The sequence below is a fragment of the Borrelia duttonii Ly genome (genome assembly GCF_000019685.1).
Classification (GTDB): domain Bacteria; phylum Spirochaetota; class Spirochaetia; order Borreliales; family Borreliaceae; genus Borrelia; species Borrelia duttonii.
In genome coordinates, this window is the sequence record NC_011229.1 from 83,604 (window position 1) to 100,790 (window position 17,187).

The 17,187-nt window shown below is 26.7% G+C and carries 16 protein-coding genes; 8 read left to right on the forward strand and 8 right to left on the reverse strand.

Annotation, left to right across the window (positions count from 1 at the left end; all coding sequences use genetic code 11):
* Positions 1-21: 21 nt before the first annotated feature.
* From ftsY to BDU_RS00415, 5 genes are read left to right on the forward strand one after another with little or no spacing between them, the layout of a single operon-like run.
* Entirely contained in the window at positions 22-867 is an 846-nt protein-coding gene (gene ftsY / locus BDU_RS00395) for a signal recognition particle-docking protein FtsY (RefSeq protein ID WP_012537848.1), read from the forward strand.
* Complete coding sequence (locus BDU_RS00400) at positions 864-1,919, forward strand: hypothetical protein (RefSeq protein ID WP_012537849.1); 1,056 nt, start codon at positions 864-866, stop codon at positions 1,917-1,919. The genes ftsY and BDU_RS00400 overlap by 4 nt, the downstream gene beginning before the upstream one ends.
* Complete coding sequence (locus BDU_RS00405) at positions 1,906-3,156, forward strand: ABC transporter permease (protein ID WP_012537850.1); 1,251 nt, start codon at positions 1,906-1,908, stop codon at positions 3,154-3,156. Before BDU_RS00400 ends, BDU_RS00405 begins: the two co-directional genes overlap by 14 nt.
* Positions 3,157-3,846 (forward strand): ABC transporter ATP-binding protein, encoded by a 690-nt coding sequence (locus BDU_RS00410; RefSeq protein ID WP_012537851.1) that lies wholly within the window; start codon positions 3,157-3,159, stop codon positions 3,844-3,846.
* Positions 3,843-5,093 carry an ABC transporter permease gene (locus BDU_RS00415; RefSeq protein WP_012537852.1) on the forward strand — a complete coding sequence of 417 codons (1,251 nt, stop codon included), beginning with the start codon at positions 3,843-3,845 and terminating at the stop codon, positions 5,091-5,093. The genes BDU_RS00410 and BDU_RS00415 overlap by 4 nt, the downstream gene beginning before the upstream one ends.
* A gap of 20 nt (positions 5,094-5,113) precedes the next feature.
* On the opposite strand, the gene BDU_RS00420 is transcribed toward BDU_RS00415, so the two are convergent.
* Complete coding sequence (locus BDU_RS00420; protein ID WP_012537853.1) at positions 5,114-6,400, reverse strand: hypothetical protein; 1,287 nt, start codon at positions 6,398-6,400, stop codon at positions 5,114-5,116.
* Entirely contained in the window at positions 6,393-6,710 is a 318-nt protein-coding gene (locus BDU_RS00425; protein WP_012537854.1) for a hypothetical protein, read from the reverse strand. Before BDU_RS00425 ends, BDU_RS00420 begins: the two co-directional genes overlap by 8 nt.
* A gap of 164 nt (positions 6,711-6,874) precedes the next feature.
* Here BDU_RS00425 and BDU_RS00430 point away from each other — a divergent pair, with 164 nt between their 5' ends.
* From BDU_RS00430 to BDU_RS00440, 3 genes are all read left to right on the forward strand, one after another.
* Positions 6,875-8,143: a cysteine desulfurase gene (locus BDU_RS00430; protein WP_012537855.1), complete on the forward strand. Its 1,269-nt coding sequence runs from the start codon at positions 6,875-6,877 to the stop codon at positions 8,141-8,143.
* Positions 8,144-8,288: 145 nt separating this feature from the next.
* On the forward strand, positions 8,289-8,684 hold the full coding sequence (locus tag BDU_RS00435) for an iron-sulfur cluster assembly scaffold protein (protein ID WP_012537856.1): 396 nt from the start codon (positions 8,289-8,291) through the stop codon (positions 8,682-8,684).
* Positions 8,685-8,716: 32 nt separating this feature from the next.
* Complete coding sequence (locus BDU_RS00440; RefSeq protein ID WP_014695992.1) at positions 8,717-10,246, forward strand: YifB family Mg chelatase-like AAA ATPase; 1,530 nt, start codon at positions 8,717-8,719, stop codon at positions 10,244-10,246.
* 22 nt (positions 10,247-10,268) lie between these two features.
* Here the strand turns inward: BDU_RS00440 and BDU_RS00445 are convergent, their stop codons facing one another.
* The 6 genes from BDU_RS00445 to BDU_RS00470 form a co-directional block, all read right to left on the reverse strand.
* On the reverse strand, positions 10,269-11,219 hold the full coding sequence (locus tag BDU_RS00445; protein ID WP_041177672.1) for an L-lactate dehydrogenase: 951 nt from the start codon (positions 11,217-11,219) through the stop codon (positions 10,269-10,271).
* Positions 11,220-11,408: 189 nt separating this feature from the next.
* Complete coding sequence (lepA, locus tag BDU_RS00450) at positions 11,409-13,208, reverse strand: translation elongation factor 4 (RefSeq protein ID WP_081434512.1); 1,800 nt, start codon at positions 13,206-13,208, stop codon at positions 11,409-11,411.
* A 46-nt stretch (positions 13,209-13,254) separates the two neighbouring features.
* Positions 13,255-14,232, reverse strand: coding sequence for a hypothetical protein (locus tag BDU_RS00455; protein WP_041177763.1), 978 nt, complete (start codon positions 14,230-14,232; stop codon positions 13,255-13,257).
* 63 nt (positions 14,233-14,295) lie between these two features.
* On the reverse strand, positions 14,296-14,730 hold the full coding sequence (locus BDU_RS00460; protein ID WP_012537861.1) for an ATP synthase subunit K: 435 nt from the start codon (positions 14,728-14,730) through the stop codon (positions 14,296-14,298).
* A 19-nt stretch (positions 14,731-14,749) separates the two neighbouring features.
* Positions 14,750-16,579, reverse strand: coding sequence for a V-type ATP synthase subunit I (locus BDU_RS00465; protein ID WP_041177673.1), 1,830 nt, complete (start codon positions 16,577-16,579; stop codon positions 14,750-14,752).
* Between the two features lie 10 nt (positions 16,580-16,589).
* The gene (locus BDU_RS00470; protein ID WP_012537863.1) at positions 16,590-17,186 is read right to left on the reverse strand and encodes a V-type ATP synthase subunit D; all 597 of its coding nucleotides are present in this window, start codon (positions 17,184-17,186) and stop codon (positions 16,590-16,592) included.
* Between the last annotated feature and the right edge of the window lies 1 nt (position 17,187).

The following is a 17,187-nucleotide window of genomic DNA, read 5'->3' on the forward strand; positions in this document are numbered from 1 at the left end:
AAAAATAGGAGCACTAAACTTTTGAGCATTTTTAATAAAATAAGAAATTTATTCAAGAATAAAGAAAAGACACAAATAATTGAAAGGTTAGAAGATCTACTCTTAGAAGCAGATATAAAAAACGATATAGTAATAGAAATAGTAGAACATATTCAAAAAATAAAAGCTAAAGATGAACAAGAAACAGTATTACAACTAAAAAATTTACTAAAGAGTTATCTAAATCAACAACCTCTTAATTTAGAAAACAAAAGATTAAACATCTTATTGATACTTGGAGTAAACGGAGTTGGTAAAACCTCAAGTATTATAAAACTCGCAAATAAATTCAAAAATGAAGGGAAAAATGTACTAATTGCTGCAGCAGACACATTCAGAGCTGCAGCAATCGAACAACTTAAAATACAAAGCGAAAAAATTGGCATTAAAGTCATATCTCAAAACCAAGGAAGTGATGCAGCCGCAGTAATATTTGACAGCATATCAAGTGCAAAAACTAAAAATTATGATATATTAATAATTGATACAGCAGGAAGACTCCAAAACAAAGAAAACTTAATTAAAGAACTCAAAAAAATGGACCAAGTGATAAAAAAACAAATACTCGATACAAACATCAATTATAAAAAAATACTGGTAATAGACTCCATATCTGGAAAAAACACAAATAATCAAACAGAAATATTTGACAAAGCAATACAAATTGACGGAATTATAGCCACAAAATTTGACTCATCATCTAGAGCAGGTGGAATAATTAATATCTCAAAATTATTTCAAAAACCCATATATTTCTTTACATTTGGAGAACAAGTAGACAACATTAAAGAATTTAACACTGAAAACTACTTAAATAAACTATTATGACAACAAATATCATAAAATTAATATTAATTTCAATTTTAATACAAAACATATACGGAAAAAGTTACTTTATATCAGACGTATTTTTCAACAAGTACCAGGAAATATATGATATTCCCCAAACAGGATTTTACATTGAATATACCAAAGTTAATGAAATTGAAAAATTTAGCCTTTTTAAAGATTTAAAATTAATTAAATACAAAACACAAAAAAAAATAGAAGATAATAAAAAACAATTAACATTTTACAATGAAAAAGATATTAAAATAAAAGAAGAAATTTACGATGAGTTAAATAATAAAATAAAAGAAATAAAATATAGTCCCAAAGGAATAATTCTTGAATCTGTAGACTATTTTTATAAAAATAACGATGTGATTTACAAAGAAATCAAAATTTTAAATCAAAAACCAAAAACAATACACTATATGAAAGATACTAATGGAAAACTTTTAAAAATAACAGGATCAGATTTACAAATTTGGAATTATGGAATCAATGGAGAAATAAAATCAACATATCTTGATATAAAAAAATCTAAAACAAAAGTAATCCTATATGATGATCAAAAGAGACATTTAAAAAACATCATATTAGATAATAACAAAATTGTATCTAAAGAAAACAATCAATATTTAGATGACAATGAAATAATCAATGTAAAAGAAGAAGATAATACAAAAATCATATCAAAATATAAAGATCATAACTTAATAAAACAAGAAGTTTATAAAGATAATAAAATAACAAAAATATGCGACTTTGAATATAATGAATCTGGACATGTTACAATGGAAAATGTCATTATAAAAGATGAAGATAAAGAATATACTACAAAAACAACATATGAATATGATTCTGATGATAAATTAATATCAAAAACAATCTATGAAAATGACTTAATATCACTAAAGACTGATTATTTCAGTGACAATGAATATGAACAAAAGATATACCATAATGGAAACCCTATATTTACAATAAGATATAAAAATGATGAAATTATTGAACAAATAAATACAGATACTAGAGACAAAAATGAAACTAAATAGACTCTTATTTAAAAGATTAATCTTAGATGAACAAAATAGCCTATCACTCACAATTGTCATAATCTTAAGTATAGTACTTGGACAAATCATTATCATCATCACAATATCAATCATGAATGGTTTTCAAAATGATTTTTTCACAAGCATATCTACACTAGAAAGTGGCAATTTAAAAATTGAAAACAAATTAAATGAGCAAGAATTCAATTCCATTAAAAAAATGAAAGAAATAATTCAAATAAATAAAATTTATGAAACACAAGGAATTGGAATTGAAAATTATTATTACCCAAGCATACTAAATATAATAGCATTTGATACAAAAGACGTTATAAATGACAAAAACTTTCTTCTCCTAACAGGTCTGACAGCATCTCAAATCCAACTTAATGAAGATGAAATCATCATAGGAGACGTGCTCTCATATAACTTAGATCTATATGCAGGAGACACAATAGGTTTGATATTAAATGACGAAATTACAAATTTACATACATTAAAAAACGAAGTAAAACAATTTAAAATAAAAGCCATTTTTAAGAGCAATTATAGCAAAATAAACCAATCTACAGTATTTATGAATATCAATTACTTTTACACAAAACAACTAATTAAAGATATAGATATTAATTATCAAGTAAAAACAAAAAATTTATATCCAAGTAAAAAACTAATAAATGCAATCAAAAATATTAATCAAAAAATTAAAATTAAACCTTGGCATGAATATAATAAAGAATTTTACAAAGCACTAAAAATAGAGAGAAATACAATGTTAATCATTTTAACAAGCATATTTCTTGTCATTGCTGTTAACACATACTACCTACAAAAAAGGATAATAATTAATAAAAGTAAATCTATCTCAATAATCTTATTTTTGGGACTAAGAGCACAAAAAATTAGAAAAGTTTTCCTAATTCATTCAGTAGTAATTTGTGTACTGGGAAGCATCATTGGAATCATTTCAGGCATCATAATATCTCTAAACATAAACGAAATCTTAAATACAATTGACATCTTAATAAATAGCTTGATTAATGCTGTAAATTATATATTAAAATTAAATCTGGAAAATATAGAAATAAAAATAGTAAAAAATACAATTACGCCTAAAATATTCCTAAGTGATTTAATGCTAATACTATTTTTTGCTTGTCTATTTACAATATGTTCAAGCCTAAAAGTGACTAAAAAAATCAAATATACTGATAAAATAAACGGAGCAACACCATAAATGCACAATACACAAAACATAATATGCATCAAAGAAATATATAAAACATATACTAAAAATAAAACAAAAATACAAGTACTAGAAAATTTAAATTTAAATGTCAAAAATGGTGATTTTATTTCTATTCAAGGTAAAAGCGGTTGTGGCAAATCAACACTCTTTAATATCATATCAGGAATTGATAAAATGGATTCAGGAGACATAATATCATGTGGAATATCTTTAAAAAATGCAAATGAAAAAACCTTAAGTTTATATAAAAATACAAAAATAGGTCTTGTATTTCAAAATCACAATTTAATTGATGAATTTAATGTATTTGAAAACATTATTTTACCTAAAATAATAGAAGGAAAAGATAACTTTGCAGAAATCAAAAAAAAAGCTCTGCGCTTAATGAAAATATTAGATATCGAAACAAGGAAAGAACATTATCCTTCAGAATTATCCGGAGGAGAAGCACAACGAGCAGCTATTGCAAGAGCTTTAATAAACGAACCAAATATAATACTATGCGATGAACCTACTGGTAATCTAGATATCAACACTGCCAAAACAGTAGAATCATTATTAATAGAAACATCAAAAACATTTAATAAAACACTTCTTTTAGTAAGTCATAATCCAGAATTTTCAAATAAAGCAGATATCAAATACGAACTTAGAGATAAAACATTAAAGAGAATATGATGCACTCCAATATTAAAGAACTTTTAAAAATAGCATATGTTATATTCATACACTCAAAAAATAAAAAAGCTCTTATAGGTTCTGGGATATCTTTAAGTCTAGTAATGATTCCTTTAATAATTGTTTATTATATGTCAAACAATATTATGAACGCCACAATAGAAAGATACATTAAAAATGAAGGATTTTCAGTACAGATAGAATATAATGAAATTCACAAAGATGAATATCTAAAATCTAAGCTAGAAAAATTTAAAAACGAATATAAACATGATAAGCTAAGATATTTCTTTGAGAAAAGAACCTATGGACTTATTGGAAATAAAAAAAAACAAGGGGCTTTAATCAGAGCAGTAGAAAATAAATTTATTAATAATAATAAACATATAAAATTAGTAGATGGAAAGAAAAACTTTAATAAAAATGAAATATTAATATCAAGACAAATCACAGACAAGCTTAATTTAAATATTAATGACTCTATCTACTTAATAGTACCTAACAATAAATATCAAAAAATACTCCCCAGAGCACAAAAATTTACCATAGCTGGAATAATTGAAACAGGATTAAGAGAAATTGATAAAAATTTAGTTTTTATTTCATTACAAGACGCAAATATAATGACAAAAGAATTATCTAAAAGTATAATTGGACTTTCTATTAAAACCAATACAAAAGAAAAAACTAATAATCTTAAAGAAAAGCTCACAAAAGAATTTAAAGAATATAAAATAAAAACATTTTATGAACTATATCTAAACAAATATACAAATTTAAATATAAGCAAAAAACTTTTAATATTCATTATGGCATTTATCGTAATATTTGCAAGTATTAATATATCCTCATCACTCTGTATGTTAATACTTGAAAATAAAAAGAAAATTGCAATATTAAAATCAATTGGAATGAATAATGCAACCCTTAAATTAATATTTATACTGATAGCACTTGTTTTAAGTTCAACATCATGCATAATAGGAATCATCATAGGAAATTACCTAACCATCAATATAGAACAAATAATTAACATAGTAGATATTATAACCAATATAATTTTAAAGATATTTGGCGCTGATAACACAGAACTTCTAAATTCTGACTATTATATCTCTGAATTTAACATCAAAATAAGTACTAAATTTAGCCTAATTATCCTCTTAGCCTATACATTAATTAGTATTGCAACAACACTTATTCCTCTGAACATCATCTCAAAATTTAAAGAAAAAGAAATACTATAATCCATATAAAAAAATAGATACTATTTTACAAATACATTAATGATTTTAATAGAAGATAATTCCTCTTTAATGTTTGCATAAATCTCTTTTGGAAAAATGGTTTTTAGTGAAAAAACTTGTCTAGAACGAGATTTAAGAAAAGAATTGGATTCAGAAATTAACTTTCTCTTTAAAGACCTAATAACTTGACTATCTTTAGTAACATAAATTATTTCAATTTCTAAATCTTTAACATCATCACTTGAACTATTATAAACTTCTATTAAAGAATTAACTTCATAAATTTCAAAAGATTCATGAAAATAACTACCAAGATATTTAAAAGTTAATATTGATGAACTTGTCTCCAAATTAATACCAGAGAAATCATTAACGTCTTTAAAAAATTCAATTAAACGTATATCAAGAACCATTTTTTTAGGATGAGAACTAATACCTTTAGAAACATTATATACAAAATCAATTGGAACATATACTCCCCTATTCCATTTATTGGGGAAATCACTCTTCTTTTCAAAAACTTTATTTAAAATAGGTTTTCCCAAATCATCATAAACCGTTATACTATAAGAAATATTTTTAATAGAATCTTTCGATGAAATAACTCCTGCTTTTAACTGATAAGTATGTGAATCTTCAAAAACCAATACCTTAGCACTTTCAACTTCAACATAATATAAAACATTAGGATTGCCAATAAGATTAGCAGATTCAACTATTAAATCAGATGCCCTTGTAACTGAAGGCAAGCCTTGAACTACAGGCTCTTTGATATCCCTCTCTAAATCACCAAAATATTCATGACCATCAATAAAAGGATATACTGTTCTATATGTAATAAATGCAATAACAGATATTAATATAAAACTTAACAATAATACTAATATCCTCTGTTTTAATTTTGAAAATTCATCATATTCTCTTAAATCAACTCCATCAATTATTCCAAACTCTCTAGCCTGCAAACTTACATGTATTAATTTTTTATTTGTATCTTTAGTATTTATTTCCGTAACAAGCCTCTTATACAGATTAAAAAATAAAGTAAAGAGAGACTTATTATGAAGAGAATACAAATACACAGCATCAAGTTCTCTTAAAGAATGAGCAAAATCTCCAGCTCTTTCTAATTGTCGAGCTCTATCATATATCTTCAAAAAATGCTTTTCAATATTTTCCATATCAGCATCAGAAATATCAGCTCGTCCCATAATTTCTTTTATTCTTCTTTCTTTTAAAATTTTATTCTTATGCTTAGATAAAGTAGATAAATAAATTTTAATTCTTTCTTCAGAAGTTTTACTCATTATCTTCTAGTTCATCAACTTTTTTTAAAAGCCAATAAGCAATATTTTTAGCCGTATCTTTTGTAATAGAAATTCCAACAAAAGAATTAATCAAAATTACCTTTTCTTTAGAACCCCTAAGATCTCCAGAAATCTCTTCCAAAACACCTTCTTTAGTTTTAGTATAAACAATCTCTTCAGGAATTTCTGTAGACTCAAAAACAAGATCACAAAAAATTTCTCCAGTATTAGTTACACTTCCATAAATATTATTAATAGGAACTAATTTATAATCTTCTGCTTTTTCAAATCTGTAAATTATCTCTTTCATAAAACGAATTATAACATAAATATTTATCTAGAATTAAAATATAAGATTTAAAATCCCAAACCGCTTCTATTAAAATACAAAATATTTTACACACAAAAATAAAATAAAAAATAATGTTATAATTTTTAAAATAAAATTTTTCATATAAAAATAAAGAGTAATAAATGAACATCAATATACTAGAAAATAAAAATGAAAAAATAAAAAACTTAAGAAAAGACTTTCCTATTTTAAATAAAACTATTAATAATAAAAAAATCATTTATTTTGACAATGCCGCGACTTCTCACAAACCTCAAAGTGTAATTTCATCTATAGTTGAATACTACACAAATTATAATGCAAATGTTCATAGAAGTGGACATCAATTTGCAATAGAATCAAGCTTAAAAATAGAAGAGACAAGAAAAATTGTTAAACAATTTATCAATGCAGAATCTCCTAAAAACATAATTTTCAATTCCGGAACTACAGATGGAACAAATACAATAGCAAATTCATTATTGTTATCAAAATTTTTTAAAGAAAATGATGAAATTATTACAACAACACTTGAACATAATAGTAATTTACTTCCTTGGATCAACATTGCAAAATTTTTAAACTTAAAAATTAAACTTGCAAAATTCAATGAAATGGGAATTATTCAATCAGAACAAATACAAAATCTAATTACAGATAAAACAAAAATCATTACTATGTCTGGAATAAATAATATACTAGGAACAATGCAAAATCTAGAGCAAATAGGAAAAATTGCCAGCGATAACAAAATTACATTATTCATAGATGCGGCTCAAATGGCACCACATATAAAAATAGATGTAAAGAAAATAAACTGTGATTTTTTAGTATTCTCAGGACATAAAATGCTTGCTCCAACAGGTATTGGGGTATTATATATATCAGATAAAATTATAAACAAACTCAACAGCTCCAAACTAGGAGGCAATGCTATAGAAAATATTTATATAAAAAATGAAAAACTTGATTTTCAAACTATCAATTCCCCAAATAAATTTGAAGCGGGTACACCAAATATTGCAGGAATTATTGGTCTTGGACAAGCAATAAAGTATATAAATAACATAACGATGGAATTTATTCAAGAACATGATCAAGAACTGATTGAATATTGTATTTCAAAATTAAAAGAAATCGATGAGGTTGAATTTATTTTAAATAAAAATATTAAACGAAAATCAATAATATCATTTACAGTAAAAAATATTCATTCACATGACATTGAAACATATCTTGATACAATGGGAATTGCAACCAGATCTGGAAAAACATGTGCTTACCTCGCATTTTTTTCAGAAAATATTAAAAAAGATCATTTATTAAGAATAAGCTTTTACTTATATAATACAAAAGAAGAAATTGACATTTTCATTTCTTCACTTAAAAAAACAATAAAAGAATTTTATTAAATAAACTTACAAACATTAAAAAATCATTAATTTAATTATATAGACAGTAAAATGATAAATAAAATTTAACTATTATCTAAAATTTAAGCTAAATCAATATAAAACTATTATTGATTTAATCAAATAAACTTCTTAAAATTGAAACATGTTCTCAGAAGAAATAAAAAAAGAACTAATAAGACTAAGCAAAATAAAAAAGTATTGCTTTCAGGTAGAAAAAAATCAAAGTCCAATATATCATAAATCTAAGTGTGGAGACCAAATAATTTTTCAAACAGATAAAGACAACAAAAAAATTAAACTAAAATATAATGCATATGGATGTATAGTCTTTCTAGCCAGTACGTATCTTTTAACCAAAATATGCGACAATCAACCTAAAAAGACAACATTAGAAATCATAACAAAAATAATTAACAATAATTTTGAAAATTTAGAAGAAATAAATAAAAACCTTAAAATTTTTGAAAATTTCTTATATACAAACAGAAAAGATTGTTTTATTCTGCCGTACAAAGCTTTAAAAGAAATTTTAAAGTAACATTAAATAATCGCCAATTAAAGGAGAATTATATGCAAATATACTCTCACTCATCAATAGGATACGAAGGAGAGCTAATTGAAGTTGAAGTAGATATTAAAAAAGGAATACCAGGAATTGATATTGTTGGATTAGCTGGAAGTGAAATTAAAGAATCAAGAGAAAGAATAAAAGCGGCTATTAAAAATTCAGAATTTACTTTTCCAAAAGATAGAATATTAATAAATCTTGCACCAGCAGGTATCAAAAAAATTGGAACAGCAATTGATCTCTCAATTGCAACTAGCATTATAAGTACAAAAGAAAATAAAAATAACAATTTAAAAGTCTTAATGTTAGGAGAATTGCAACTAGATGGACAAATAAGAACAATTAAGGGAGTATTACCTGCAATTTCTCTTGCAAAAGAAAAAGGAATTAAATGCATAATAATACCTTTTGATAATCTTGAAGAAGCTCTATTAATATCAAACCTAAACATTTGGGGAGTCAAAACTTTAAAAGAAACTCTAGAAATAATTGAAAATCTTAATAATAATATATTTCCCGCAAAACCTACAATTAATTTTAAAATAGAAGAAAATGAAGAAGAATTTGAATATGATTTTAAAAATATCAAAGGACAACATAGAATAAAAAGAGCACTAGAGATAGCAGTAGCAGGAGGACATAATATTATGATATTTGGACCTCCTGGAAGTGGCAAAACACTCAGTATTAAATGTGTACAATCAATATTACCCCCACTTACAAATAAAGAAATTATTGAAACAAATAGAATTTGGTCAATTGCAGGAAAGCTAATAGATACAAAAATAATCAGGAAAAGACCATTTAGACAACCACATCAAACTGCAAGCAAAGAAGGCATTATTGGTGGAGGAGCTAATGCACTCCCTGGAGAAGTATCACTTGCTCATAATGGCATCCTATTTTTAGATGAAGCTCTAGAATTTCAAAAATCAATATTACAATCACTGCGTGAACCAATAGAAGACAAAACAATTTCAATAGTAAGAGCAAGTTCAAAATCATTTAAATACCCTGCAAACTTTCAATTAATGATTGCAACAAATCCATGTCCTTGTGGCAATCTTGGAAAAAACGATATTGAGTGTTTCTGTTCACAACAAGAAGTTTCAAACTACTGGAAAAAATTTGGAGCAGCAATGCTTGATAGAATTGACATTAGAGTACCAGTTAAACCAGTAAATAATGCCAAATTATTTCAAGAAGACAATGAAAGCTCACAAGAAATTAAAAAGAGAATAATAAAAGCAAGAAATATACAAAACCAAAGATATGAAAACATTAAAAATGTTCATAAAAATTCTGATCTCAAACCAGAACACATTGCAATATTTTGTAACTTAGATAAAATTCTGACAGAAGAAATGATTTATATATTAAATAAACTTAATATATCATCAAGAGCAACTCATTCAATCCTAAAACTTGCAAGAACAATTGCTGATTTAAAAGATGAGTCTCATATTTCAAGAGAATCATTACTAGAAGCAATTGAGCACAGAAAACATGGAGAAAAACTATTAGAAGAATAAAAAAGCCCCAATTGGGGCAAAATTAAAATTCTATTTTATCAAGATAACTTTTCAATTGATTAGCAGAAATTTGAAATTTTTTAAGTTCTCTATCACTAATTTTAAAATCAAGGACTTCTTTTACACCATCTTTACAAACTACAGCAGGTGCCCCAATATAAATATCTTTAATAGAATCACCATACTGACCATTAATATATGAAGATATCGGTAAAATAAGGTTTTGATCACCAATTATTGCATTAACAATTCGTTTAATTCCAAGTCCAATAGCATAATAAGTTGAACCTTTAAGTTTAATTACCTCATAAGCAGCATTAACAACATTATTATGAATCTCATCAAGTTCCGATTCTAATATTGTCCCATCAGCAATATATTCTGATAAAGACTTCATAGCTATTTTGGTCTCATCCCAAGTAGCAAAAGAACTATCTCCATGCTCACCCATAATATATGAATGTATATTTTGAGTATTAACATTAAGACGCTCAGCCAAAAAATATCTAAGTCTTGAAGTATCGAGTGTTGTACCTGTTCCAATAACCTTACAGGTTGGAAAATTAGAATACTTCATTGTCACATAAGTCATAATATCAACAGGATTACTTGCAATGACAAAAATACCATCAAATCCACTTGAAACAATACTTGTTACAATTTCCTTAAAAATCTTAGTATTCTTGCCAACCAAATCAAGTCTTGTCTCACCTGGTTTTTGATTAAGACCGGCAGTAATTACAACAATATCAGCATCAGAACAATCATCATAACTACCAAATTCTATTTTGATATTTTTTTTCAAAAACATCTGACCATGGTTTAAATCCATGACTTCACCCTTCGCTTTATCTTGAGCTACATCAATAATTACAAGTTCATGAACAAGTGAGTTATCTATTGTCAAAGCATAAGCAAAACTTGAGCCAACACCACCTGCCCCAACAAGAACAACTTTATTACGTTTAAGCATAACCATCTCCATATAAAATTATTTTATTGGTATAATGTAATTCTATAACAGTTTATGATACTTTAAAACAATCCAATAATATTTTTATAAAGCCCTGTATTAAGTATTTAATATATAAAGCAAATAAACGCATAAATTGATACATTGAAATGAAAAAATAATTTATCTCAATACTAATCTCAACATAAATTAATTATCATCTGATTTAAGAACAGCAAGAAATGCACTTTGTGGTATTTCAATATTTCCTATCATCTTAAGTCGCTTCTTTCCTTCTTTTTGTTTTTCTAAAAGCTTTCTCTTACGAGTAATATCACCCCCATAACATTTAGCAGTAACATCTTTTCTAACAGGTGAAATTGTTTCACGGGCAATAATATTTGAACCAATGGCTCCTTGAATTGCTATTTTAAATTGCTGTCTTGCAATCTCATCTTTTAATTTTTTACAAATATTTAAAGCCTTTGCTCGTGCACCATCTCTAAAAACCAATTGAGATAATGCATCAACTCTATCTCCATTAACTAAAATATCCAACTTAACTAAATCTGTTTCCTCATATCCTAATAGTGTATAATCAAAAGAAGCATATCCACGACTTACAGACTTAATCTTGTCATAAAAATCAAACAATATTTCAGCAAGAGGCATCTTATAAATAACTTCAACACGCTTCGCATCAAGATAAATTAAATTTTCCTGTACACCTCTTTTAAGTAAACAAACGCTCATAATATTACCTAAAAATTCAGCAGGAACAATAATATTAGCTCTAATATAAGGTTCAAGTGTAACTTCAATATTTTCATTTCCGGGAAATTGTTCAGGACTTTCAATAAAATAGGGATTTCCCTTTTTAGGAATAATTTTATAACGAACAGATGGTGATGTTAATATTACACTAAGATCAAATTCACGCTCAATTCTTTCCTGAATCACCTCTAAATGCAAAAGTCCCAAAAATCCACATTTAAATCCATGGCCAAGAGCAGCTGATGCATCTTTTTCAAAAGTAAGAGATGCATCATTTAGCTTAAGTCTATCCATTGCTTTCAATAGATCATCATATTGATTAGCATCAACTGGATAAACAGATGAAAAAACTACAGGCTTAACCTCTTTAAATCCTTCAAGAGGAGCTACTGCTGGATTATCAACAAGAGTTACGGTGTCTCCAATTTTAACATCCGATATATTTTTTATTCCTGCAATAAAATATCCAACATCACCTGCTTCTAAAACATCTTTTTTTTCAAGAATAATTTTAAAAATTCCAATCTCTTCCACAAAATACTCTCTATCTGCATGCATAAATTTAATTTTATAACCGGGTCTAATTTGTCCCTCAAAAATTCTAAAATGAACAACAACACCACGATAAGAATCATAATGTGAATCAAAAATCAAAGCTTTTAATGGACTCTCCCTGCTACCCTTAGGAGAAGGAACATACTTACAAATAGCCTCAAGTAATTCATCAATACCTATTCCATTCTTAGCAGATATGAGAACAGCAACATTAGCATCTAATCCTAAATCATTCTCTATTTGCTCTTTCACAAAATCAATATTTGCACTTGGCAAATCTATTTTATTAATAACAGGAATAATTTCAAGATTATGTTCAAATGCCATATAAAAATTTGAAACGGTTTGAGCTTCTATTCCCTGACTAGCATCAACAAGTAAAAGAGCCCCTTCACAAGATGAAATTGCTCTTGAAACTTCATAAGAAAAATCAACATGTCCTGGAGTATCTACAAAATTAAGCTCATAAATATTGCCATCACTACACTTATAATCAATAGTTACAGCTTGACTTTTAATGGTAATTCCTCTCTCTCTTTCAATATCCATACTATCAAGAATTTGACTCTTAAATTCTCGATCTGAGATTATTTTAGCCTTTTGTATAAACCTATCTGCTAAAGTTGATTTACCATGGTCAATATGTGCAATAATACAAAAATTTTTTTTATAAGAACTAATTTTATACCTCCCCCAAATCCAAAATAGAATGTTTAGGAATATTGTACTAATGTATATTTTTATTAACCAAAAAATTTTTAATATGAGTCTTTGATTTTAAAACATAGGGTGAAAATTTAGGAGCAAGATCAACTATCAATTTCCAAGTATCTACAGCCCGCAACTTATGCTTATTCTCATCATAAATATAAGTAGCATAAGAAATATTATACATTATTTCCCAAAAATCTGTAGATTCAAAACTAGACTTAACATCATTATATTCATTTATTTTTTTAACAAAAGATCTTAAATTCTTAAATTCATAAAGAGGTTCATAATAATTAATATAATGATACATTCTAGTTAAAATACCAACTGCAGCAACAAGTCCATGAGTAATTGCAAGTTTATGAGCACCTATCTTCAAGTACACCTTTGATAACAACTTATGGGTATCTATTAGAGCATAATTATTAAATCTATAAAGATTAAAAGTAAAATCTATACCAGATGTTCCTCTTACCTGTTTTAAATAAGAATTTAAATAAAAGGACATATCAGATTTATTATCCGAAGTGTCGCCATATTTTTGCACAATATAGTGATAATTATAATAATCATCACCACGTGAAAATTTACTTAAAATTTCATTTAAATAATCAATCATATCAACATAATTATTTTCAATTTCAGCAATTTTTGCCAAAGAAAAAAGTATATTTTTTTCAAACGATTTATCCAGCAAATAATCTTTATCTTCCAAAGTTTTTTGAAGATGTAATTTTTGAAGTACAACATTACCAATCATGCTATAAACAATAGACAGATAATAATTAGCTTCTGGATATATACCTTTTCTAAGCAATGCTTCCTGCAAAAAATTTATTGCATCAGTAAGATTAGATTTGATAAAACCTTCCTTAGAATAAATTAACTGCCGTCCTTTTTCAATCAAAATCCAATATGGAAGTTCCTTTACACCTAACGAATTTAAACTTAATATAAAACTAAAAATAAAAAGAAATAAAAAAAATCGTAACATATTCATAAATATATTAAATTTTCTCACAAATTGCGAGAAAATTTAATATCTGAATATTTGAGTTTAAACAAACTTAAATATCATCAAAAATACCATTACAAAAAGAGCAACAGATTCAATTAATCCCAAAACTAAAAGATTTGTTGCAAATCCCTTGCCAGTCTCAGCAAAAGAATCACAAGCCCCTGCAGCAGTTCTACCCTGAGCAAAAGCAGAAATAGCCATTGCAAGTCCACCACCAAAACCAGCTCCAAATAATAACCAAGGATTAGCCTGGGTCATCACCTCTGCTAACGTATTCATTAATATATAACCATATATTATTTGTGTAAGAGGTGCTGAAACAAAAACAATTAATAAAAAGGGAGCCGATTTACCTTGCATATAACATCTCTTCCATGCTCCAATAGCAGCACTCCCGGCAGCTCCCATTCCCAAAGCTGAACCTATCGCAGAAACTGTTAAAGCTGAATTAACTCCTACTAAACCTATATCCATAATTTTATTCTCTCCTTATCTAATCTTTAATTTTTTTAAAAGGTCTATAAGAATATCCATTCCATTCTTGACCCAAATGATTTGAAAACTCAAGCATATTAAGTCTTACTCCATGAACAACAACAGATAATAAAGATAACATTATATTTAAAATGTGTCCAAAAAGTATCACAATAACACCTCCTATTATAAGACCAATATTAGATGATTTTAATAAAGACACTGACATGCTATTAAAACTATCAGAAATTGCAAGTCCTGCAAGTCCAACAGCAAAAAGCCTAATATAAGATATTATATCTGCAAATCCTGAAACAGTAGCTAAAAATTGCTCTATAAGTCCTCCAAAACTTTTTAACACACACACAAAAAAGTTTGAACCATCCTGTTTGTCAAAAACAAAAATAAGCATAACTCCAAAATATATCATATTAAGAATCATACTATGCATAGGAAAATTATCACTTCCAAGTATTAAATTAAGAACAAAATAATAAAGCCCAGGCATTAAAACAAGCCAACCAATTTGAGCAATTGCATGTATATGTGGCTTTTCTTTCACTTTTTGAACAAAATTCCATACATGAGCCAAAGACAGCTGTAAAACCCCTATTGTAAAACATATAAACATAACATTTTGCATACCATTATTTCCTGTCAAATACTCAACCTTAAGAGATTTCAAAATAGGAAATAAATCAAGAACAAAATGACCACTACCAAACCAAGTACCAGTCATAGAACCATATATTATTGCTGACGTACTTAAATAAAATATTAAAGCATGAGCAGAAGTTAATGGTTTATTTTTTAAAACACTAATCAAACTAATAATAATGCCTATTAACAAAAATATAACACCATAAGCTGCATCACCAATTATCATTCCAAAAAACACAAAGAAAAACAACATAAAAACACAACTAACATCTCTCTCTTTATATCCAGGAATTGTATCTAAAACATCGAAAATAGGTTTAGCAAGCTTAGCAATTCCTTTTCTTTTTACATAAGTAGGAATAAAATCATTATCATCTGGCTCCGCAAATTGCACCACAAACTTACCATTAAGAGTCGCATTTTGAAGATATTTTTGCTTATCTTCAGGAATAAATCCTGTAATATATACAAACTCATCACACTCCACATTCATATCAGCCATAACCTGTTCAAATTCAATAATTTGTTCATACTCTTTTATTGCATCTTTTAAAATATTTCTATATTTATTTAAAACTGACAACTGAGTTAATTTTTGCTCTAAAACCTCATCAATCATTTTTAACTTGGTTTCAATAGAATCTAGATCAAATTCAAATTCATATTCTTCAGCTACATCTATATTCTGTTTAGAGTCATTAATAGCTACAAAATAGGCTGTACCTTTATAATTATTAATAAGAGCAACTTTAACCTGCGAAAATAACAACAATTTTTTATATTCAGACATTCCAGACTTAAAAAATTGCACATGAATATTACATCCCCTTAATTTATTGACTAAATCAACAGAAAAATATCCCCAACAAGATATAATATCTCTATTACGAAGTAATGATTGACGCATTTCTCTTAAATCTTTAATCTCAGAACCTAAGTCAACGATACGTTTTGCAATATCTAAAAAATTCTCATTTGAAGAACTTAAAATTTGCACTTCAGAATCATCACCAAGCAAAGACAAAGCATGATTTAAAATACTCCTCTCCTCAATAACTTTTTGTAAAGATTCTGAAACTTTATTGCAAAAATTGATATGAACAACTCCCAATTCTCTTAAGATCTCAAGTGAGTCTCTTTTATATTTTAATAAAGTTAAAAGCAAAACCTTCTTCATTTTAACAATCATTAACACATCCTCATCTATTTTTAATTAAGCTGGCTTTCGCCATTTTACCTCTTACAACAGCTGCAGTCTGTTGATCTCCAAGATAAACATTAATCTTTTTTATATTAACTTTAGCATTAGGAATCATAACTTTTTCGAATAAATTTACTCTTTGAGAAGTAATATTAAGTTCTAATTCTAATAAATTAGCTTGCTCATCTAAAACCTCAAGTTCTGCATTTATTTGAATAATGTTCTTAATAGCCTCTATGCCCACATCTACCCAATAAGGAGTCAATAAAAGATCATGTTTAATATCTTCATATTCAACTGACTCAAATACGGGTATAGTAATACCTGCTATGTTTGTAAAACCCTTTCTTACTTTTTTAATTTGAATCCAATCTTGAAAAGGAAATCTCTCACCAAATAACGAAATCCAAAATTTCATATTCCTTTTCAATTTATCCCTTTCAAGTTTTTTCACTTCTTTCAAAGCCTTAACTTTTCTAATTTCCAAATGAAGTTGTTGTTTTTTAAGTTGCAACGTAGGTAAATACCTACTAAACATTTTAAGATCATCTTTTTGTTTTTTAAGTTCATTTTTTGTCAACTTAACTTTAGGCATC